At 46.2% G+C, this 876-nt stretch carries 1 protein-coding gene; it reads left to right on the forward strand.

Annotated elements, in window-relative coordinates; all coding sequences use genetic code 11:
• On the forward strand, positions 1–876 hold an 876-nt coding region (locus tag GY791_02325), incomplete at both ends, for a hypothetical protein (protein ID MCP4327260.1).

An 876-nucleotide genomic window follows, 5' to 3' on the forward strand; every position in this document is an offset into this window, starting at 1 on the left:
CTACTATGATGATATATCAGGCTTTGACTCGACGAATATCACTGCACATGGAGGTACAGGAAGTAGTGCCCATGGCGGAGCCGGCACCATATACACAAAATCATCCACACAGACGTATGGAGATCTGATAGTGGATAATAATAATATTGGAACGACAGGTTACTCAACGCCGCTGGTATCGGTGGGCACGGGAACGTCTACTGGCCTGACTGCAGACACACTGACGGATGATACACGAGGCTGGGGAACAGATGATCTTGTGGGCATATACCTTAACCCGAATACGGCTCAGTACAGTGTAATGAATATACTAGGCAACGACGCGACTACGATTACGACAGACCTTAATGAGGGCGACATGACAATGGTCGCTTCAGAAGACAGCCCCTACCGGGGCCTTTATATCTTTGACAAGCTGGATATAAGGGGTCTTGCCAGGGTGCAGACGGATGATGACATGAAGGTCTTAAGCCCGAACACGGCGAATGGATTAGAGATAGATGGGACGCTGGACGTAAACAGTATAGAGGTAACCAACTTTCCGATATTTGTAAGTAATGGAGGAATAACCGTACATGGTAAAGTCATAAATGCGTCTGACTATACCCTGAACAATTCTACCATTGTTGTAGCTAGTGTAATGTCAGATACGTTAACACTGACAAACAATAGTCTTTTGACGCATCCATCTACAACAACAACGGAAGAATATTCACTAGACCTAAACATAACCGGTACCCTGACCATAGACACAACGAGCAGTATAGACGTGAGTGGCAGGGGATATCTTGGTGGTCGCCGTGGTGACAACAACAGTGGTTATGGCCGAACGATAGGGAACACGAATGGTAGTTATGCATATAGTGCAGGAAGCTA

The sequence above is a fragment of the Alphaproteobacteria bacterium genome (genome assembly GCA_024244705.1).
Classification (GTDB): domain Bacteria; phylum Pseudomonadota; class Alphaproteobacteria; order JAAEOK01; family JAAEOK01; genus JAAEOK01.